General features: G+C 64.0%; 15 protein-coding genes. 12 read left to right on the top strand and 3 right to left on the bottom strand.

Going from position 1 to position 20,849, the window contains the following annotated elements; translation table 11 throughout:
• Positions 1-31 precede the first annotated feature (31 nt).
• Positions 32-1,369, bottom strand: a complete 1,338-nt coding sequence (locus FPH17_RS09035) for a dipeptidase (protein ID WP_095546691.1) — start codon at positions 1,367-1,369, stop codon at positions 32-34.
• A 217-nt stretch (positions 1,370-1,586) separates the two neighbouring features.
• Between FPH17_RS09035 and groL the strand changes: the two genes are divergently transcribed.
• From groL to ppk2, 4 genes are all read left to right on the top strand, one after another.
• Positions 1,587-3,227: a chaperonin GroEL gene (gene groL, locus FPH17_RS09030; protein WP_154879998.1), complete on the top strand. Its 1,641-nt coding sequence runs from the start codon at positions 1,587-1,589 to the stop codon at positions 3,225-3,227.
• 427 nt (positions 3,228-3,654) lie between these two features.
• Positions 3,655-3,813, top strand: a complete 159-nt coding sequence (locus FPH17_RS11940; RefSeq protein ID WP_167496803.1) for a hypothetical protein — start codon at positions 3,655-3,657, stop codon at positions 3,811-3,813.
• A gap of 92 nt (positions 3,814-3,905) precedes the next feature.
• Entirely contained in the window at positions 3,906-4,034 is a 129-nt protein-coding gene (locus FPH17_RS12150; protein WP_269150540.1) for a hypothetical protein, read from the top strand.
• A 412-nt stretch (positions 4,035-4,446) separates the two neighbouring features.
• Positions 4,447-5,346, top strand: a complete 900-nt coding sequence (gene ppk2 / locus FPH17_RS09025; RefSeq protein WP_095275641.1) for a polyphosphate kinase 2 — start codon at positions 4,447-4,449, stop codon at positions 5,344-5,346.
• Between the two features lie 57 nt (positions 5,347-5,403).
• Here ppk2 and FPH17_RS09020 read toward each other — a convergent pair whose 3' ends face one another.
• Entirely contained in the window at positions 5,404-5,847 is a 444-nt protein-coding gene (locus FPH17_RS09020; protein ID WP_154879995.1) for a MarR family transcriptional regulator, read from the bottom strand.
• A 93-nt stretch (positions 5,848-5,940) separates the two neighbouring features.
• The gene (locus tag FPH17_RS09015; RefSeq protein ID WP_095275609.1) at positions 5,941-6,234 is read right to left on the bottom strand and encodes a rhodanese-like domain-containing protein; all 294 of its coding nucleotides are present in this window, start codon (positions 6,232-6,234) and stop codon (positions 5,941-5,943) included.
• 27 nt (positions 6,235-6,261) lie between these two features.
• Between FPH17_RS09015 and FPH17_RS09010 the strand changes: the two genes are divergently transcribed.
• From FPH17_RS09010 to FPH17_RS08975, 8 genes are all read left to right on the top strand, one after another.
• The gene (locus FPH17_RS09010; protein ID WP_154879993.1) at positions 6,262-6,939 is read left to right on the top strand and encodes a sortase family protein; all 678 of its coding nucleotides are present in this window, start codon (positions 6,262-6,264) and stop codon (positions 6,937-6,939) included.
• Positions 6,940-7,063: 124 nt separating this feature from the next.
• Positions 7,064-7,903 (top strand): hypothetical protein, encoded by an 840-nt coding sequence (locus tag FPH17_RS09005; protein WP_154879991.1) that lies wholly within the window; start codon positions 7,064-7,066, stop codon positions 7,901-7,903.
• A gap of 470 nt (positions 7,904-8,373) precedes the next feature.
• Positions 8,374-10,050, top strand: coding sequence for a SpaH/EbpB family LPXTG-anchored major pilin (locus tag FPH17_RS09000; RefSeq protein WP_154880033.1), 1,677 nt, complete (start codon positions 8,374-8,376; stop codon positions 10,048-10,050).
• 194 nt (positions 10,051-10,244) lie between these two features.
• Positions 10,245-11,147, top strand: a complete 903-nt coding sequence (locus FPH17_RS08995; RefSeq protein ID WP_154879989.1) for a class C sortase — start codon at positions 10,245-10,247, stop codon at positions 11,145-11,147.
• Between the two features lie 6 nt (positions 11,148-11,153).
• Positions 11,154-12,083, top strand: coding sequence for a prealbumin-like fold domain-containing protein (locus tag FPH17_RS08990; protein ID WP_095536308.1), 930 nt, complete (start codon positions 11,154-11,156; stop codon positions 12,081-12,083).
• A 14-nt stretch (positions 12,084-12,097) separates the two neighbouring features.
• The gene (locus tag FPH17_RS08985; RefSeq protein WP_154879986.1) at positions 12,098-15,643 is read left to right on the top strand and encodes a VWA domain-containing protein; all 3,546 of its coding nucleotides are present in this window, start codon (positions 12,098-12,100) and stop codon (positions 15,641-15,643) included.
• Positions 15,644-15,822: 179 nt separating this feature from the next.
• A complete protein-coding gene (locus tag FPH17_RS08980) occupies positions 15,823-18,489 on the top strand; it encodes a SpaA isopeptide-forming pilin-related protein (RefSeq protein WP_154879983.1) in 2,667 nt (888 codons plus the stop codon).
• 66 nt (positions 18,490-18,555) lie between these two features.
• The gene (locus tag FPH17_RS08975; RefSeq protein ID WP_154879980.1) at positions 18,556-20,745 is read left to right on the top strand and encodes a hypothetical protein; all 2,190 of its coding nucleotides are present in this window, start codon (positions 18,556-18,558) and stop codon (positions 20,743-20,745) included.
• Positions 20,746-20,849: the final 104 nt, after the last annotated feature.

The raw sequence follows: 20,849 nt of genomic DNA, 5'->3' as shown, positions 1-20,849 counted from the left end.
CGTGACCGCGCCCTGAGTGGCTGAGGGTGGCTTACTTGCCGTACTGGCGGAGGAAGCTGGCCTCAGCGACGGCGATGCGCTCGATCTCGGTCGGGTCGACGGACTCGTCCACGCCGTGGATGCCGCAGGCGGGTTCCTCAACGCCGTAGAGGGCGATCTCAGCATCCGGGAACTGCTCCTGCAGTGTGTTGGTCAGCGGGATGGAGCCGCCCGAACCGATGAGGGTGAGCTTGTCGGTGCCGTACGCCTCGCGCAGGCACTCGCCCAGCTTCGCGGCGGCGGGGCGCTCCGGGTCGGTGGCAAACGGGGCGTTGACGCCGCTGATTTCCACGGTCACCTTCGCACCCCAAGGGGTGTGCGCCTTGATGTGCTCCTCCATCTTCTGCGCGATTTCGGCCGCGTCTTGGCCGGCGGGGACGCGCAGGTTGAACTGGGCCTCGGCGCGCGGGTTCACCGCGTTGACCGCTTCAGCGACCGGGGTGGAGGTAAAGCCGATCATGGTGACGGCCGGGCGCGCCCAGCACATGTCGGCGGGGTCGTCGTCGACGGTGCCGAGGAGCTGGACGCCGTCGAGGACGCCCGCGTCGGTGCGGAACGTGTCGCGCTCGTAGGCGTCGCCGGTCCACTTGGCGGTGGTGTCGACGCCGTCGATGGTGGTGCGCCCGTGCTCGTCGAAAAGCGAATCGGCGATGCGGATCAGGGCGTGGGCCGCGTCGGGGGCGGCGCCGCCGAAGCTGCCGGAGTGGATCGCGCCCTCGAGGGTTTCCACGGTGACCTTCACCTGGGCGCCGCCGCGCAGGGAGGTGGTCAGGGTGGGCTCGCCCACGGCGGCGTTGCCGGAATCGGCGATGAGGATGGCGTCGGCGCGGAAGATCTCCGGCTCAGCCTCGATGAGCTTGCCCAGGCCGTCGTCGCCGCCGAGCTCCTCGGAGCCCTCGACGACGACCTTGAGGCCCAGGTCGGTGCCGCCGGCGGCCTCGACCAGGCGCAGTGCCTCGAGGTGCATGGCCAGGTTGCCCTTGCAGTCGGCGGCGCCGCGGCCATACCAGCGGCCATCGCGCTCGGTGAGCTCGAACGGGTCATTGGTCCACACGGACGGGTCGCCCGCCGGGACGACGTCGTAGTGGGAGTAGAGGAGGACGGTCGGGGCGTCGCCCACCGGCTCCTTGACGGCGACGATGGTGTCCGCGTTGTCCACGGTGGCGTGGCGGGTCACGGTCAGGCCCAGGCCCTCGAGGGCGGAGACGGTCCAGGCGCAGGCGGCCTCGTGCTGGTCGGCCAGCTCCGGGGTGGAGTGCGGGGAGTTGAAAGAGACCAGTTTGGCCAGGTCGGCGAAGATGCGTGTGCGGTCCGGTGTGAATTCACTCATGGGGGCGACGCTACCATTGGGGAAACGGTGGGCGTCGATAAGCAAATGGTGCTTGCACTCGCTGGGGGTGAGTGCTAAAAATGGGTCCTAGCACTCGGAGACGCCAAGTGCTAAGCGGGTGAGGCTGCACCACTCAGCAGCCGTGCCGTCGCGGGCGCCTGCTTGAACCGACGAATTGAGTACTCGTTCCACAATAAATAAGGAGCAACAAACTCACATGGCAAAGACCATTGCATTCGACGAGGAAGCACGCCGCAGCCTCGAAAACGGCCTGAACACCCTGGCAGACGCCGTGAAGGTGACGCTTGGCCCGAAGGGGCGCAACGTTGTCCTGGAGAAGTCCTGGGGCGCGCCGACCATTACGAACGATGGCGTGACCATCGCGAAGGAAATCGAGCTCGAGGACCCGTACGAAAAGATCGGCGCCGAGCTGGTGAAGGAAGTTGCCAAGAAGACTGACGACGTCGCTGGCGACGGCACCACCACCGCAACCGTGCTCGCCCAGGCGCTCGTGCGCGAGGGCCTGCGCAACGTTGCGGCCGGCTCCAACCCGATGGGTATTAAGCGCGGCATCCAGGCCGCGACCGACACGGTGTCCAAGCACCTGCTCGACTCCGCGAAGGAAGTGGAGACCCAGGAGCAGATCGCTTCCACCGCTGGCATCTCCGCCTCCGACCCGGAGATTGGCAAGAAGATCGCCGAGGCGATGTACGCGGTTGGCAACGGCACCGTGAACAAGGAGTCCGTCATCACGGTCGAGGAGTCCAACACCTTCGGCGTTGACCTCGAGGTGACCGAGGGCATGCGCTTTGACAAGGGCTTCATCTCCGCCTACTTCGCCACCGACATGGAGCGCGGCGAGGCCGTGCTGGAAGACCCGTACATCCTGCTGGTCTCCGGCAAGATCTCCAACGTCAAGGAGCTCGTCCCGGTCCTGGAACAGGTCATGCAGTCGGGCAAGCCGCTGCTCATCGTTGCTGAGGACGTTGAGGGCGAGGCCCTGTCCACCCTCGTGGTGAACAAGATCCGCGGCACCTTCAAGTCCGTGGCCGTCAAGGCCCCGGGCTTCGGCGACCGCCGCAAGGCGATGCTGCAGGACCTGGCCATCCTCACCGGCGGCCAGGTCATCTCCGAGGAGGTCGGCCTGTCCCTGGAGACCGTCGGCATCGAGCTGCTCGGCCAGGCACGCAAGGCCGTCATCACCAAGGACGAGACCACTCTGGTCCAGGGCGCTGGCGACCAGGCCCAGATTGAGGGCCGCGTCAAGCAGATCCGCGCCGAGATCGAGCACTCTGACTCCGACTACGACCGCGAGAAGCTGCAGGAGCGCCTGGCCAAGCTGGCCGGCGGCGTTGCGGTGATCAAGGTCGGCGCCGCCACCGAGGTGGAGCTGAAGGAGCAGAAGATGCGCATCGAGGATGCGGTGCGCAACGCTAAGGCTGCTGTGGAGGAGGGCATCGTCGCCGGCGGTGGCGTGGCACTCCTGCAGGCCGCCAAGGAGCTCGAGGGCGACTTGGAGCTGACCGGCGACGAGGCTACGGGCGTGAAGATCGTCCGCGAGGCACTCTCCGCTCCGCTGAAGCAGATCGCCCACAACGCAGGCCTGGAGCCGGGCGTCGTTGCGGACAAGGTTGCTAACCTCCCCGCAGGCCAGGGCCTGAACGCCGCGACCGGCGAGTACGTGGACATGCTCTCCGAGGGCATCAACGACCCGGCCAAGGTGACCCGCTCCGCGCTGCAGAACGCCGCGTCCATCGCTGGTCTGTTCCTGACCACCGAGGCTGTCGTTGCGGACAAGCCGGAGCCGGCTGGCGCCGCAGGTGCCGGCATGGACCCGGAGGCAATGGGCATGATGTAAGCCCGTTTGCGCCCGAAACGCCCCGAGTAGCCCCGCGCTGCTTGGGGCGTTTTGCTGTCTCCCTCGGCCCCCTTCCAGCCCGTATACCCCCGTATGTGGGGAAATGTCCGTCTCTGTGGGGGCATTGCTTATCGACGCCACCGCAACCCCCGTTACGCCGCCCCGCCGGAGTTAAGAGACAGTTAACTTAGTAGCACCATAACAAAGCTGTAACGGCGCAGGTTGGCGGTGAACCTTGGAAAAAGGTTGCGTTTGGGTGAACGAACTCTCAAATGGGGGCCGATTTTGGCGGGGAAAAAGTTTCGCCGGAACACTTGCGAGCTCACAATGCTGTGGCAAAATATTTCGTGTGATGCCCCATGGAGGGTGTCAGGACACTGTCAATCTAGAGCCAGACACTCTGGCACCTACACGTAAGGGGAAAACAATGGGTGACCTCTCTACCATCGCTGACATGCTGAAGGACTTCGGCAAGTTTGGTAAGAACTTCGTCGAGCTGTTCCGCGGCATTCCGGACATCCTGATCCGCTTCGGCTCCCTGGGCGACGCTGCCAAGGAGCTCCCGAACGACACTGCCTCCAAGTAGTCGTCTCTCGCGCGTTCACTTTCGGCAACGCGCAAACTTCAACACTCACCTCATTGGCCTTGGATAGGGTCACTCGTTAAAAGGAGATAATCATGGAAGCACTTCAGAACTGGGCATTCCTGTCCTCTGACGCACACGTTGCTGGCGCACTGCTCGGCATCCTGGCTGCAGTTGCTAAGGCAGCTGGCAACCTGGGCGAGCTGATCGGCCTTGTCGCGTAAGACAAACCGCCTTACAACCCCGCCGCTGCGCGGGGTTGTTTTGCGTTTAAGGCGTCTCTTTGGTCGCGTGCGCGGAACCGGCGAAGCGCAGCTTGAGCTGGAGGCTCCCCGTGCTGAGGCTCCCCGCGCAGAGGCGAATCGCCCGGAGGCGAAGCGCCCGGAGGCTGGGCGGGCCAAGACCTCAAAGCCGAAGCCGGAAGCAACTCAGCCGGCCAAGGATCCCAGCGCGCTTGCATCCGAGGAGAAGCTGGTCGCTCCGGTGCCGGAATCGACTCGGAAGGCCCCGGATCCGAAGCCCGCGGCGAAGGCCCACAACGCACACCAGGCGGACACCCCGGCGAAACTGACTTCCGATTCCACCTCTCAATCTTCCATCGAACACAAACCCCAGACGGGCGGTAAACTTAAGGACATGGCTGACCACAAGGATGATGAACTCCCTTTGATCGACCTGGCAGAGGTCGAGGGCTGGGTTGTTGACGATACTGATGAAGACGATCCGGTGCTCATGATGCCGGACGGCACGCCGATTCAGACCTGGCGTGAGAATTACCCGTACGACGAGCGCCTGAGCCGCGCGGAGTACGAGAAGGAAAAGCGCGCGCTGCAGATCGAGCTGCTGAAGTGGCAGAACTGGACCAAGGATACGGGCCAGCGCCACATCATCCTTTTCGAGGGGCGCGACGCCGCCGGCAAGGGCGGCACCATCAAGCGCTTCAACGAGCACCTCAACCCGCGTGGTGCCCGTACGGTTGCGCTGGAGAAGCCCAGCCCGCGCGAGTCCACCTCGTGGTACTTCCAGCGCTACATTGAGCACTTCCCGTCCGCGGGCGAGATCGTGTTCTTTGACCGCTCCTGGTACAACCGCTCGGGCGTCGAGCGCGTCATGGGCTTCTGCACTGAGTCGCAGCACGCGGAGTTCCTCCGCGAGGTACCGATGCTGGAGAACATGATCCTGGGCTCCGGCATCTCGCTGACCAAGTTCTGGTTCTCCGTGACCCAGCGCGAGCAGCGCACCCGCTTTGCCATCCGCCAGGTGGACCCGGTCCGCCAGTGGAAGCTGTCCCCGATGGACCTGGCCTCGCTGGACAAGTGGGACGACTACACCCGCGCCAAGGAGGAGCAGTTCCGCTACACCGATACGGACGAGTCCCCGTGGGTGACCATCAAGTCCAACGACAAGAAGCGCGCCCGCCTCAACGCGATGCGCTACATCCTGTCCAAGTTCGAGTACACGAACAAGGACCACGAGCTCGTCGGCGAGCCGGACCCGCTGATTGTCAAGCGCGGCCGCGACCAGATCGGCGACTAAGCTCGCGCCTGATTGCCCGGTCCCCGTGGGGGCCGGGCTTTTCGCTTATCGACGCCCCTACTGGTCCTCGTCCTGCAGAATCGCCTTCGACAGCTTCTTCAGGCTCTTGAGCTGCTTGGCGCTGGACGCGTCGAGGGCGCGGTCCTCGGCATCGGCGACCTCCGCGGCGAGCGTCCCCAACGCCTTGGAGCCCTTCTTGGTCGCGGTGACGATCTGGCGGCGCCGGTCCTTCGGGTCGCGGTCGCGCTTGACCCAGCCCAGTTTCTCCAGCGAATCGACGAGGCGGACCATGTCGGAGGCGTCGACGGCCAGCAGGCTGGACAGCTGCGACTGCGACAGCGCAGTGTTGTCAACGCAGGTGAGTACCCAAAAGCCGCGCATGCTCACGTCGTGCTTGAACAGGGTGCGCTCCACCTCTTCCTTGGTGTGGCGGCGGACCCGCTCGATCTGGAAGGACGGGGACTTGGTGAGTGCATTGGGGAGCTCGTCGTGCGTTGCCATGCCCACATCATACGGTTAGTTGGCTAATTCAATCAATTACAGTTGCGCGGAAAACTGCCCCCGCCGGGCGGTGCGTTTTGCCGGGGCAGGCGGCTATTCCGTGGGAAGGTCGGCGGCGAGCCAGGCGTCTGTGCCACCGGCGACGTTGATGACGTTGTCCCAACCGCGGGCCTGCTCCAGGTACTCGGCGGCGTGGGCTGAGCGGCCGCCGGACTTGCAGATGACGTAGATGTCCTGGTCCGGGTCGATCTTGTCTGCCAGGCCGACAAAGTTGGACAGCGGAAGATTGACGGCGCCCGCGGCGTGGGCGATGGCGAACTCGTCGGGCTCGCGGACGTCGATAAGCTGTGCTCCCTGCGGTACTTCTGTGACATTGACTGTTTTCATAGGGCCGATCCTATACGCTATTGCGCCATGGGATCCCGGAGACCGCGTCGCCCGCAGTGGGTGTATTGGGTGCGGCGCGCGATGGTGCTTGCGGTGCTGGTGGCGGTGCTTGCGCTGCCGGTGGCGCTGCTGAGCCGATGCGGGGGAGGGGAGCCGGGTGAGGCGGGCCCGATTGGGCAGTCGCGGCCGGTGGAGATGGCGGTGCCGCAGATAGGCTTGCGCGCCGAGTTTGAGGAGGGGGATTGCCGGGTGAAGGACGGTGCGATCAATCCGGCGTCGATGGGCAAGGCGTGCGCGTACACGGCGGAGGGGAAGCCGTACCAGCTGCCGGGCCCGGGTGCTGGCGACGTTGCCGTGGTGGCGGGGCATACTGGCGCGGCGGTGCGCGGTGTGTTTGACGGGCTGTACGACGCGCGCGCGAATGCGCACAACGTGCGCGAGGGGGACACGCTTTACCTGCGCACGCAGGACTCGCGCGCGGCGGGCAAGTGGTTGGAGTACCGCGCGACGGACCTGCACGATCCCAAGAAGGAGGGGCTGGCTGACGACGCCTCCGTGTGGGGCACCGAGCCCATGCCCGGTCGCCTCCTCACCATCTCCTGCATCCAGCCGGTGAACCCACTTGCCGCGGCGGTACGCAACGCGGTGGTGGGGTGGCAGTTTGCGGGCGTGGTGGATGACGCGACGGTGGACGCCGCCGGGTAGCCCGCGCCTCCGCGCGACAATCGTTGCCAATGTGTTACGTGTGACTCCTGGGAAAGCGCGCCACCTCTGTGTAAAGTCTAAAGGTGAACTTGAGAGTGACCCTTGCTCGAGACAGGAGACCACCATGAACCGCACTTCCCTCGCCGTCGCTTTTGCCGGTGCGCTCACATTCGCCGCGGCGCCGCTCGCCAGCGCGCAGGACCTCCCCGCCGAGGTGACGGACGCCCTCGGCGCCACCTACTTCCTTAACCAGGCAGGAGACCACTACGTGTCCGACGCCAACCTCGTCGCCACCCCTTACGCGCAGCTGAGCGCCGACGACCAGGAGCGCGCGGTTGATGTGACCAGAGCAGCGGTCGCAGGGCTTATCGACGCCCCCGCGTCCGCCACCTCCGCCCCGGCTGCTCCCGCCGACGCGCCGGAGAGTCCGCAGGGTGACCAGCCTGCCACCCCGGTGCAGCCCGACGCGGACCAGGCCCCGGCGGAGAAGGTGCTCGATGCGGACGCGGTGGACCCGAACAACCCGGCGCCAGTTGCCGGCGGCTTAGTCGCGCTCCCGTCTGTGCTGAATGTGGATGGGCAGACCTACTACCTGAACAAGGACGGCGCCACCTACGTTGCTGACGTGGCCCGCGTTGCCGAAACCCCGACGCCAGAGGAGGTAGAAGCCTCGGCGCAGCTGGTGACGGGCAACGCTGGTGCGATCCGTGAGCAGGGGTTGGAGGAGGCCCGGGCCGGTGGTAAGGCCGAGCAGGCCGACGGTGAGGTAGCACCCGCAGTGGAGGTGCAGCAGCAGGCCGCGCCCGTGACCGCAGATGCTGTCGCCGGCGCGACCGAGGTACAGGCCCGCGGCATGGCTGCCGAGACCGGCTCCAACACAGTGGCTCGCGCGCTCGTGGCGCTGTTGATCGCCTCCGCGGTCGGCGCAGCGGTCTTTGTAGTGGGACGCCGGTACCTGGTGTAGCCCTGTGGAAGCCGTCGGCTGGATCGTCGGCTGCTTGGGGCGCTCGCATGATGTGCGGGCGCCCCTTTTTTGTGTCCTACCTCCTGGTTTTCTACCCCCGTTTGCCCACACCCGAGGGAGGTGTTGTGGCGAAGAACATCCAAGCGTTGAGTGTGTCTCACCACACTCCGCCAACCCTTCGGCGATGTAGTCAAACGTTCAAGTTCCCAGGTTAGAGGCCTTAACTCTTTAGTCGAGAAGTGCAAACGAGCTGCATAAATGTCTGAATATTCAAAGTTTTTCCAGTTGAGCCCTAATTAATTGAAACAGACATGTATTTATCTAGACATTCATGCAGTTTGGGTTTAGATTCCTAGGTGGTGCCCAAGCTGGGCCCACGTTCAAGCCGGGAGAGCCGTTCTCGGCGCACCTTTCCCACCGCTGACCACATTGGGCCCAGCGATTCATGATCTTCCGAAAGGACTTTCACTATGGCTAATGCCATTACCAAGACCGCAGCCATCGCAGTTGCTGCGGGCCTGACCTTCGCCGGCTCCGCCGGTATCGCTACCGACGCGTTCGCGCAGACCATGAATACCACGGCTGTCTCGACCGCTCCTGGTGTACCGGATGCAAGCAGCATTCCGACCGATAGCAAGGTGAAGCTGACCATCAACAAGCGCGTCAACCCCACGGAGCTGCGGCCAGCCAACGGTGAAGCCGATACCGCAGCCTCTGGCGCAGGGCTTGCGGGTGTCGGATTCACGGCAGAGAAAATTAACGTAGACATTACGAAGCAGGAGAACTTCAACAAGGTCGCCGAGCTTGCGAACAAGCGCAACATTGCTGGTGCGGAGGCACTGGGGACCGATGCTCCGAAGGTCTTTAAGGAGACCGATACGAACGGCCAGACCTCTCTGGATCTGGAGGTCGGTGCGTACATCATCCGTGAAACCAAGACTCCGAAAGCAACCTCGACTGAGTCTTATGTACCCGCCGAACCGTTCATCGTCTTCCTGCCGATGACTAACAAGGAGGGCACCGGCTGGAGCACGGACGTGCAGGTATACCCGAAGAACTCCATGGCGAAGGTCTCCAAGACGGTCGTCGATGCAGGGAAGAACACCAAGAGTGATAAGGCGCAGGGGAAGGCAGGCGAGCCCGGATACCTCGGCGCTCGTCCGGCCGACAATGCCGTCGTCAACTACACCCTTGACGGTGTTGTTCCCGCAGCTCCGGAAGGCCGCGAGCTGAAGAACGTCACGCTTACGGATGCTTCCAGGAGCGACGAGCTGCAGTGGGATACGGCCAACAACGCATTCATCGAAGACGTCGTTGTCGTCCGCAACGGCAGTGAGGTAAAGATCGATCCGGCTAACTACACCGTTGACGCGAAGGCCGCCGTCCCGACCACCAACCCCGAGGGCCTCGCCGCTGGCGCGAACCAGGCGTTCACCGTCACGGTTAATGCGCAGAAGGCTGGTCTGAAGCCGGGCGAGACCGTCCGCGTCAAGGTTAAGGCGACCATGCTCAAGGACGATGCCACTTCCAAGGGCATCGAGAACTCCGTCCGTGAGTCCTTTGTCTTCCACAACCCCAGCACCAACAACGACGATAAGCCCAGGGAGACGCCGGACGACAAGGTCGTCACCTACGTGGGCAACATCAGCGTCTACAAGCGTGGCGACAACAACGCGGCACTGGCTGGCGCTGAATTCCAGATTGGCAAGTGCAACTCCGGCAAGGACGGCATCGACGGCGACGCAATCCAGACCGGCGTCACCGACGCTGAGGGCAACCTGACCTTCCCGGGCCTGCACGTCACCGACTACGTCAACGACGCGGAGGTCACCGACACGGTTGCGAACTACTGCGTGAAGGAGACCAAGGCACCGGCAGGCTACGCCCTGCCGAAGGGAAAGAACGCCGTTCACGAGATCGAGCTGAAGCGTGCGACCTCGAAGGCACTGAACACCGAGAAGACTGCGTTTGATGCTGCTGCAGCCAAAAACGTGATCGCTAACGGTGCCGTGATCGACAACGTGAAGAAGACCACGCCCACCCTCCCGGCAACCGGTGGCATGGGTGTGCTGATCATCGTGCTGGCTGGTCTGGCCATCATCGGCGGCGGTGTCTACGCGGCACGTCGCAACTCCCAGGCGGCCTAAGCCCGACGAAGGTCGGCGCGCGCTCACGGTGCGCTGACCGCCAGGTACTCCCGTCCGGCCCCTGGCGAGGGGCTGGGCGGGGGTGCGAGTGGGCGTCGATAAGCAATGGGCGCCCAACGCCTGAACGCGGGGAGGCGTAAAACTCCCGCCCAGTTTTTACACATCAGGCGTGCCTAGGTAGGAAGGATCGCGCAGTGACTACTGCCGTGGAAGGCAAGCACCGCAAACAGCCGGCGCAGAAGTCGTTTTTCCAGCGCATTGCGCTGCCGGTCATCATTATTCTGGCGGGGCTGATGGTGCTGATGTACCCGGTGGTGGCCACCCAGTGGAACAACCGGGTGCAGGAGCAGGTGGCCAAGCAGTACGAGGAGCAGATCCAGGAGGCGCCGCCGGAGCAGATCAACCAGGCGCTCGAGGCGGCCAAGGAGTACAACCGCACGCACACCGACGGCCCGATTCTGGACCCGTGGCTTGCACGCATCTCCGAGGACAACCTGGACTACCAGGAGTACGAGAAGCACCTTGAGGGCGTGTCCGCGATGTCGCAGCTGGCCATCCCGTCGATTGACCTCCGCCTGCCCGTCTACCACGGCACGCGCGACGAGACGCTACAGAAGGGCCTCGGCCACCTGTACGGCTCGGCGCTGCCCACCGGCGGCGAGGGTTTCCACTCGGTGATCACCGGTCACACGGGCCTGACCAACGCCACGCTTTTCGACGACCTCGTGGACGTCGAAGTCGGCGACGCCATCTACCTCTCCACCTTCGGCGAGCGGATGAAGTACCAGGTCTACGACATCGAGGTGGTCCTGCCCGAGGAGACTGACAGCCTCCGCGCCGAGGAAGGCCGCGACCTGCTCACGCTAATCACCTGCACCCCCTACGGCATTAACACGCACCGCCTTCTCGTCCACGCGGAGCGCGTCCCCATGGATCCGGACGAGGCGAGCGTGCTCGATGAATCCACCAGCACCGTGCAGTGGTGGATGTGGGCGCTCGGACTTGTTGCGCTGGCGATTCTCCTCGGCTTGGCCTGGTGGATCTGGCGCGAGAAGCAGAAAAACGATCGCGCGGGCGCTTCGAACGAGGAGGTTTAAGTCCTAGTGCGCACACTCAAATACTTCGCGGCCGCTGGTGCGGTGTCGGTGGTGCTCGTCGGCGCGTCGCTGCCTGCTACCGCAGACGACCGTGTCATCAGCGGCAACGACCGCAACATCGCGGCGGAAAGCGTCGACGTCAACGAGCCGATCTCGCTGATGGTCCGCAAGGTAGCCAGCAACCCTTACGACGACATCCCGGCGGGCCAGAAGCCGACGTCCATCGCCGGCGCAATCTTCACGCTGTCGCAGGTGCGCGGTGTGGACATCACCACGTCCGGCGGCCGTAGCGCGGCGCGGAGCATGTCGCTTGACGACGCCCACGCTGCCGGACTGGACAAAATCTCCACCCTCACCACCGGCGACAACGGCCGCGTACAGTTCATGGACTTGCGGCCGGGCCTGTACCTGCTCGAGGAGTCCGCGCCGGATTCCGACTACGACTACCGGCTGTCCAACCCGAAGCTGATCGTCCTGCCGCTGGCCAACGCGACGGGCGACCGCTTCAACTATGACAACGTGATCGTGACCAAGCCGGGCAACAACCTGCCAGGCGGCTCGACCTCGCCGAACACCCCGCCCCCGACTCCGCCGACCACCACGGTGACCACCACCCCGACTGTGACGCCGAGCACGGAGCGCACGCCATCGACGGAGCGCACCCGCACCACCACGAAGACGACGGGCGAAACCACCACCAAGCGCACCACGGAGCCGACGACGGTGCGCACCACCGAAACGACCACTGGCCTGGCCACCGCCAACGGCGGAGGCGGCGGCAGTAACGGTGGCGGCTCGAACGGCAGCAACAGCAACGACGACCGCGGAGGCTTCCTGGCCTCTACCGGTGCTGACGTGCTCTGGGCCGCAGGATTGGGCATGGCCCTGGTGCTGGTCGGCGTGATCCTGGCGGCACGGAGGAAGGAAGAAGACTAATGAGGAGTACATCGATGCGTCACACCACCACGCGCTCGCGCGTGGCACGACCGGTCCGTGCGCTGCTCGCGGCCGTGCTTGTCATGGCTATCGGCACCGCCCCCGCCGGCGTGGCCGAGCCGACTGCCGACCAGTCTGCCCCGGACCCTGTTGTTGCCGAGCAGCCTGCTCTGGAAGCGGATTCCCCATCTGTTGACTCCGGTACTTTCGGAGCTAGCGACGACGGATCTGTCGCGGACGCTGCAACCCCCGCTGCCGCCACGGGCGCTGCAACCTCCCCGGCGGAGTCCTCGCCAGCGGCACCAAGCAGCGCTGCGCCACTTGGCCCGAATCCGCTTTTCCCGGGCACGGTCACCGAGGACGGCATCACCGTCAATCGCGACGGCGACGTGGACACCATCCACGTCCACGATTCGGAAGGGGAGTTGTGGCAGTGGGGCGGGAAGGCCTCGAAGGAAAACGTCTTCGCGCTGACGCGCAAGGGCGAGGTCACCGAGGTGCTCTCCGTAACCGCCGACGGACGCGAGCTTGAGCGCAAGAAGTTCGGCTGGGTAAACACCAAGGATGTTGCCTTCATCGGCTTTGACCTGAACGCCCTGCACACGATCCCGCCGGTCGACGTGACGATCGAGGTCAAGACGAAGACTAAGGGCGACTACGAGATCGCCGAAAGCGAGGACATCCCGACCTCGCAGGAGTTCGCCAAGACTGGCTACGACCCGAAGGAAGAACTCGACCCTGAGGTTGAGGCGCAGCTGCGTGCTGCACCAGAAAGTTCAATTCCGCATCACCCCGGAATGCTGGACCAAAAGCTGTCTCTCAGCAACGTAAAGGCTTCTCAGTCAAACGGAAGTCAAAAGTTGACCTTCACCATTAACGAAACTGGTGAGTGGCAAATGACTCGCGTAAGGGTCAGCTACTCCTGCTCTTCCAGGGACTACTCCGGCCTTGGAGACGCTGTTGGCATCACTGTCGACCGCAACGGTCAAAACATTATCCCTCGGAACACCGAGAAAATGCCTTATGGCACGAATGCCAAGAGTACGTTCGGCTACCCTTGCGATCGAGAATTTCAAAGGGTAAAGGACCCGACGAGTGGCGCATGGAACTTCACCGGTAGTACTGACATCAAGTTCCAGGGTGGCGACACTGTAACGCTTGACATTGCTGGACCAAACCGCTCGGACTACAAGGTGGAGATGTGGGCTCAGCGGCCGAAGCTTGACCCAACGAAGGACCCGGAGACGATCGCCAATGATCAAACGAAGAACTTCTCGGTCACCGGCGAAGGTGTGGTGATGAGCCCAAGCCAGACGATTGGTGGTAACCCGTACGAGACGACGTCAAAGTTCCGTCAAGACACGAACTTTGAGCGCGCAGTCGTGCGTGTGGCAGCTCCAAACAGCGTTCTTGCACTCGAAAAATATGGTTTTACCGTGGACAAGATCGAAGACGGCGTCACACTGCAGCGGAAACTCATTCGAGCTACGTCGGACTACGTCGAGTTTGAGGTTTACCCGGTGAAGAACGGCGCCCAAATTAAGTCAGCTACCGTCCCTAATGGAGCGGTGCTTACCTTCACATCCGCGTTCGGGGATAACCCGGAGCTTGTTAACGCCGACGTTACCGTCGTCGGCACGCCGAAAGAGGGATCGGGTTGGGATGGGAAGATCTCTCCTCCAGACGGTGCTAGTTGGGTGCACTCACGGGTACCAAACCCACCTATGCCCAAGAAGTGTGGACTGCGAGTCGCTATCGTGGCGGACCAGTCGACGTCACTTCGCTACGCCGATGGTGACGCTTTTACGCAAAGCCGTGACGCAGCGAACGCCATGGTAAAGGCATTGAGCGGCGCACCGGCCACGCAAGTGGGGATTTATACGTTCGCGCGAACCTCGCCCTCCTCAGGGATGCCTGGGGTAGGCGAAACAAACGGGCCCGTTGATATCAACACTGCTGATGGCAAGATTAACCCGGAGATCACAAACGCTATTAAAGGTTGGACCACGGATAAAGCCCAAGGCACCACTAACTGGGAATCTGGCTTGCGAAAGGTGAAAGATGGTGGCTACGACGTTGTCTATTTCATCACTGATGGTATGCCAACCTGGTACGACAAATCGCACGAGGATGTTCGAGTAAAAAACAGTGGTGCCTTCGTGCAGCAAGGTGCGCTGAACGCTGCAATTGATGCAGCGAACGAACTCAAAGCAGCGGGAACCCGAATAGTACCGCTGATGGTAGACCTAGAGTTGCAGGCCGGAAATATCGTCACACAGGACTACGTGCTGAAAAACCTTAAGCCTATGCCGGAAGGCGGAACTAAGGTGCCGGGCACATATTTCACGACGAACACCGGTGTGGCGCCCAAGAGTGCGCTCTACAAACTCAAAAATGGGGCAACGGAGGACACCTTAGTCAACGTTGAGCAAGCACTTTCGGGAAAGGGTGCTTTCAATGTCTATAAAGTTGACAGCTCTGGCAATCAAACGACGATCACCGGGGACCAGAGTCAGTGGACCTACGGTGCGCGCGGGGTGAAAGCTATGGGTGAGGATATCTCCGGCGAAGGGGATACTATCCGAGTTAAAGGCTATTCCTTGCTAGCAGCTCAACTTGAGAGCATTGGAAAGCAGCTGACGCTGAACTGCAGCAACATTGTCATCAAAAAACAGATCGTGGATGAAAGCGGGATCGTCACCACCGAAGATGCCCCAGGGTGGGAGTTCACAGCGTCGACAGCGCAAAAGGTGCTGCTCCCAGGGGGTCAAGAGAGCCCGGAATTTTCAAGTGCTCAAACTACGGCAAAAGGCGCCGGAGCCCAGTGGAATGTTGCGTCGGACAAATCGGTGACGATTAACGTTGAAGAAACGCAAAAAGAAGGGTTCGTTTACAAGGGTGTGACCTGTAAACAAGAGGGGAAGGAGACCGCTCTTCCCACTCGAAAATTCGGCGATGCGGGATTCCAGGTCGACGTTCAGCCTCAGGACGGGAAACCAGTCTCGGTCACGTGTGAAGTCTCTAACCAGGGAAACGAGACACCAACTTATGGACTCGCTCTGAAAAAGGTGGACGCATCCAACAAGGAAATAGATCTAAACGGAGCGGAGTTCACTCTAAGCTGGGGTAGTGGTGCGGCCGAACGCGTAGAGATCACTCAGGGCGAAGATAAACAATACTCTGCCGAGCAGATCCTTGAGCCGGGTAAGACGTACACGCTCGTTGAGACGCGTTCCCCTCTCGTTGGCGATGGGGGAAGTGGAGAGCGGTATTCTCTTCTCGTTTCCCCTGTGCGCTTCAAGATTGATGTCGAGAAAGGCCGACCGGTGGCGAAATTCGCGCAAGGAGACCAGTGGGTCACAGACGCGTCAACGTCGGGTGTATGGGCGGAGACGCCGGACGGTGCAGACACATCCACCGTGTTCCTGAGCGTAGCTAACGTCCGCCAGGGCAACCTGCCCAAAACCGGCGGGCGCGGCCTGCAGGCGCCGCTCGCGGTGAGCACCGTGCTGATGCTCTTCGGTGCAGCGCTGGCACGCAGGAGGGCCGTCCAAGTTTAGGCTAGGCATGGACCTTTCAAGCCGTTAGACTTCTCCGTGGTGATCGCCCCACCCTCGCAGGGGCGGCGCACCCCGGAGAAGTTCTTCTTTTGCCCAGTTCAAGGCCGCTCTCCGTTGCAAGGCGACGGAGGCTCGGGCCGGATGCCCACGACCATCCAGACAGAGGAGGTACCGACCACATGCGCACATATGGTGTTCCAGGCGTCAGCGGGAAGCGGAAACGGGAACTGCGGGTGCTGCTCGCTGCACCGACCGCGGTGTGCGTCGTGCTCTTCGCCTCGGCACCGGTGTCGGTGGCTGAAACAGAGACCGAGACGTCTGCGGAGGCGACAACCGCGACCAGTGACGTGGAACAATCGGACGAAACCACCCCGCCAAGCACAGCAAGCGCGGAAGAACCGACCGGGCCTGAGACCGCAACGAGTGCTCAGCCGGAGGTTTCGGGGGTGCCTGAAGGTGGGGGCGTGGGGGCGTCGATAAGCAATGAGCCCATCACCGTCGAGCGCGACGGCGACGTCGACATCGTGCGCGTCCACGACCCTGATGGCGAGCTGTGGCAATGGGGTGGCGCAGCGTCGGCGGAGAACGTGTTCGCGCTGGCGCGTGACGGCGAGGTGGGCGAGGTGCTGTCCGTGACCGCCGACGGCCGCGAGCTAGGTCCCGAGGAGTTTAGCTGGGCGAATACCGAGCGCGGCGCGTTTGTGGGGTTTGACCTCAATGCACTGCACACGATTCCGCCGGTGGACGTGACCATGCGCGTGCGCGCCGGCGAAGAGGGGGAGTACCGGGTCGCGGAAAGCGACGAGATCCCTGCGAAGCGCGAGTTCGTGGGGTTTGCTGAGGGCGAAGAGACGGTCGCGCCCGGCGCGAGGGCGGCGACGCCGTACGCCGCGACCAGCACGATGGGGCTGCCTGCGGGCCAGGCGTGGTCGGTGGAGCAGAAGCTGGCAACCACCGAAACAGTGACGGGCACGGCTACGCTCCCCGCCAGGGACGACGGCGACAAAGAGGCGATGGGCTTCGGCGGGGTGAAGCGCTTCATGCGCACCACCGCGAGCGGGTCGCGGCCGGACACGGTGGTCCCCGCGGGCAGCAGCCCCACGCTTGCGGTGACAAGGATACGGGTGATGACTACCTCGCCGAGGGTGACGTTCCCGGTGGGCAAGATTGCGCTGCTGAAGAATACGCGCAGCTGGTACTCGCTGGAATCGGCGAAGGTGACGCCGATCGTGGAGGGTGGTGTGACGCGTGGGTACGACATCCAGCTGTTCGACCCCGAGGCCGACGCCCTGTACAAGAAGGTGGACATCTGGAGCGGCAACCAGCTCGCCATCTCCTTTGACAAGATGACGGGCGTCCCACCGGCGAGCGACTACGCCGTGGAGGTCTACGCCTCACACCCCGTCACGAAAGCGTCCGCGGGCGACTACGCGTGGGGCAATGCCGACGACCCCGAGAAGCGACGCACGACCGTCACCCCGTCCGGTACGGACGGGATCGCGCGCGCCCGTGTCACCCGCACCACGCAGGAGGACGGCGTGCTGGAAGGCGAGGTCGCGGCGGCGGTAAAGGCGCAGAACGGCTACTCGCTGGACGGCGGCGAGACGCTTACCATCACTGGCCCGGACGGCAAGGTCCTCTACACGTGCAAGGCCGGAGAGGACCCATCGTGCGGGATCACACCCATCCCGGCCCAGGGGCAGACCACGGGGCAGGGCGGGGTGAAATTCACACTGCCGCAGCGGCTCTACGTGCCCAAAGGTTCGACGGTGGCGGTGACCATGGACTTCCGCAAAGACCCAACCCTGCCGGTGGCGGATAAATACCTGCGCGGGCCGTCCGGACCGATCCAGCTGGACTACATGCTCACCCCCGGCGCGCCGAGCGACCTCGCCGTGACCAAGCGCAACGCGCTGCCGGGCGACCCGGCTGTCGCCGACCAGCTGCGCGCCGCCCGCGACGCCGTCCGCGCCACCGGCGCCGACCCCGCGGAGTACCGGTTTTGGGCCATCGACGTGAAAAACGCCGGCACCACCATGGTCCCAGGCGCCACGCTCACGGATCCGCTCCCGCCCGGGTTCGACCCCGCCACGGCCGGCGCCCTACCCGCGGCGCTGATCCGCGGGTCGCGGCCGGCGGGGGAGAAGCTGGCGTCGAAAAGCACGACTGCCGACGGCACACTCACCGTAAACATTGGGGCGCTCCGACCAGGCGAGACGGCGCGCGTTCTCGCGTTCGCCCGCGCCACCGGCACCTGCACCCCCAACACCGTCACCGCGCGCAATATGGGCGGCGAGCTCACCCCGGCCGACAACGTTGCCACCGCGCCGTGCCCCGTGCAGCTGCGCGTGCGCAAGGTGGAGCACCAGGATCGCACCGTGGCCCTCGAGGCCGGCCTTGAGCTTCGTCCGCTTATCGACGCCCCGTCGTCCCCCATTCCCCTCACCCCAACCCCCGACGGCTTCCTCACCACCGGAGCCGCCCTCGAGCGCGGCCGGGAGTACCAGCTTGTGGAGACGAAGGCGCCCGCCGGGTACTCACTGCTCGCCGAGCCGATTGTGCTGCGCGTCGTGCGCGAGGGGGAGACGGACGTGATTGAGTTCCGCGGCCCCGAGGGCGCGTTTTCTCAGGAATCGCCGATGGTGGGGCTGTGGACGGGCGCGCCAGGGGAGAACGTGCAGCTCATCGACGCCGCCAATACCGTGAGTGTCTCCCTCGCCAACGTGCGCCAAGGGAACCTGCCCAAGACTGGTGGTGCGGGGCTCATGGTGTGGGTGGGCGTGGCGTCGATAATGCTCAGCGTTGGTTTCTGCGGGCTGTACCGGCGCGCAGAGCGAACTGGCTAATTGGTGGGCAAAGCTGTACTCTTTCTAAGAACGCCGTTAGTCATCTCTTAAAAAGGTCGTCCCCACGTGTCTTCCCGAAAGTATCTCGCCGCCGCGCTCGGCGCCTCCTTGTTGATTGTCAACGCCCCCTCCGCGCACGCGTACAGCGGAGAGGTCGATCCGCTCGACGCGCAGTGCAAGACTGATACTGCGCTGGCGAACCAGGGGAAGGAGCTCCCGGACGTGGAGCGTTACTTCTTCGGCTCGAACCAAAGCAACATCCACGGCAACACGCTCAAGGTCTACAACACCACCGCCTACGGCGAGCACCTGAAGGAGGCCATGGACGCGTGGATCAAAGCCACCGGCGGTCTGCTGCGTGTGGAGTACGTGGACCACCGGGACCCCGAAGCCGTGACGCTGGAGCTCGGGTCCTTGCCTGGGATTACTGCGGGCCGCCAGCAAGGCACGCCCGGCAACAACCCTCGCGTGACGTTGAATCAGGCGCTGTACGCCAACCCGGCAAACGTCCACCACGCCAGCATGGTGATGACGATCGCCCACGAGATGGGCCACGCCATGGGGCTCGCGCACTCCTGCAGCGGGGCGCTGATGAAGAATGGCACCAATAGGGGCAAGCTTGCGACGCTGCCGCAAAAGCTCGACGTGCAGATCCTGCTGCAGACGCACCCGCAGCTGCGCGAGCTGGGCGGGCAGCCGATGACGAGCGAGGCGCCGGAGCCGGCGGAGGAGACTGCAGTTTCGGCGGAGCCCGAGCCGTCCGTCGAGCCGGAACCGTCGGAGACCACGGCGCCGGAGACCTCGGCGACCTCGGAGGAACCGGAACCAACCGTGGCGCCCGAGCCGTCGGAAACTGCCGCGCCGGAGACCACGGAGACCTCAGTGTTGTCGCCGGTTGCCACCACGACGGAGCGGACACCAACGGAGCTGCCGCCTATCGACGTCCCCAAGCCCGCCTCCATGGCAGACGCTGAGCAGGCTGTCGAAGACTACTCGGAGAAGTACCAGCACGCACTTGCAGACGCCAAGGCAGCGGAGGACGCGGGCGATGCTGCACGCGCCGCAGCGCTGCAGCAGCACGCCGACCGGTACCTCGCCGCGTTCTTTGAGGCTGCCGACAACCGCGATGCGCTGGAAGCGGAGCTGAAGGCGAGCAGCGAGCCAACGTCTGAAGCTACTTCTGAGCAGCCGAAGCCCGCAGAGGAACCCACCCCGGCCGCCCCGACGACTACTCGCGCGACGCCTGTGGCCTCGAAGCCGCAGTCGACGACGTCGGCCGCTGAGACTCCGACGAGCAAGGCGACCACTACCGCGAAGCCTGCTCCGAAGACAACTGCTGATACGCCGAAGACGTCCACTAAGCCTGCAATGACGACGCAGGAGGCGTCGACGACATCGGCGGAGGCGTCCACCCCGGCCGCCCCGACGACTACTCGCGCGACGCCTGTGGCCTCGAAGCCGCAGTCGACGACGTCGGCCGCTGAGACTCCGACGAGCAAGGCGACCACTACCGCGAAGCCTGCTCCGAAGACAACTGTGGATACGCCGAAGACGTCCACTAAGCCTGCAATGACGACGCAGGAGGCGTCGACGACATCGGCGGAGGCGTCCACGACGGTTGCGCCGACAACTACTACCGCGACGCCTGTGGCCTCGAAGCCGCAGTCGACGACGTCGGCCGCCGAGACTCCGACGAGCAAGGCGACCGCGCCTGCTCCGATGACGACAGTGGCAACGCCCAAGGCAACCACTGAGCGAGTCTCAACGACCACTGTTGCGAAGCCGGTGGCGTCGACTCCGCGGGAGTCCACGGCGGAGGTGACGGATGTGTGGGCGTCGACAAGCACTCAGGCGCCTGCGACTGCGAAGGAAACGGCGCCTACCGTTGGCCCGGTCGACGTGGCAGAGCCCGCGCCGACGGAAACTCGCTGGCCGTGGCCGGCGCTTCCGGAGCGCCCGACCAGCACGACCAGCCCGACCAGCGAAACCACCAGCGTCGCAACCCCGACCAGCGCAGCTCCCGATCCGACCGAGGACAGCACCGCGACGACGCAGCCGACGGTGACCACCACGCCGACGGAGCCGGCCGACGCCCAAGATGAGTCCGGCAGTGCGTCGAGCGAGCGTGAGGGGTCGAGTGGTGGGACCATTGCCGCGATCGTGATCCCGCTGGTGCTGGGCCTTGCCGGCATCCTGGGGCTCGGCTGGGCCTGGGTCGGTGACCTCATCCCGGGCGTTCCGGCGCCGAATTTCTAAGCGCGTCGAAAAATCAGGATGGTAACCAGTAGATGGTGATCAGCCGAGTAACGTCTCGCAAACTCGCGGCTGTTACTCGGCTGATCACCATCCTGACGTTCCCA

Source organism: Corynebacterium gottingense (genome assembly GCF_007559235.1).
Taxonomy (GTDB): Bacteria; Actinomycetota; Actinomycetes; order Mycobacteriales; family Mycobacteriaceae; genus Corynebacterium; species Corynebacterium gottingense.
Note: the sequence above shows the minus strand (reverse complement) of the source record. Positions and strands in the feature narration are given on the sequence as shown.